The sequence below is a fragment of the Bradyrhizobium sp. NBAIM08 genome (assembly GCF_020193935.1).
Classification (GTDB): domain Bacteria; phylum Pseudomonadota; class Alphaproteobacteria; order Rhizobiales; family Xanthobacteraceae; genus Bradyrhizobium; species Bradyrhizobium yuanmingense.
Map to the genome: position 1 here is coordinate 1 of NZ_JADYVR010000114.1, position 497 is coordinate 497.

The 497-nt window shown below is 71.2% G+C and carries 1 protein-coding gene; it reads left to right on the plus strand.

What is annotated here, in order from left to right:
- The first annotated feature begins 275 nt into the window (after positions 1 to 275).
- Positions 276 to 491, plus strand: a complete 216-nt coding sequence (locus tag I6F37_RS38675) for a dodecin family protein (protein ID WP_225154166.1) — start codon at positions 276 to 278, stop codon at positions 489 to 491.
- The last annotated feature ends 6 nt before the right edge of the window (positions 492 to 497 follow it).

Sequence of the window (497 nt, forward strand, 5' to 3'; positions counted from 1 at the left end):
CCGGTCGAGGCGCTGGACGACGACAAGCCCGTGGACCTGATCGCCCGCGGCGAGTACCGGCGCGTCGCGCGGGTGATCGCCGAGCTCGAAGAGCCCGGCGCCGTCTGATCCGGATCGTGCCCGACGTCGAGGGCCGGCGCGTCACGGGCTTCTGGCTGCGCCACCAGCCGGCGGGCGGGCTCCCGCTCGCCCGCCGCGACCCGCGGCGGACCGAGGTGATGCTCCGATGCGCTCGGGACCGAAACCGAGCGGGGATAAGCATCGGGAGGACGCTCATGAGCACGTATCGGGTAATCCGCATCGTCGGCAGCAGCCCCAACTCGTGGGAGGAAGCCGCGAAGAGCGCCGTCGAGGAGGCGGCGCAGCATCTCGAGGACCTGCGGGTCGCCGAGGTCGAGCTCCTCGACATGCGCATGCAGGACAACAAGGTCGTCGAGTACCGGGCCAGGGTCCACGCCTCGTTCCGCTATCACCCCGGCGGGGCGATGTAGTCGAGC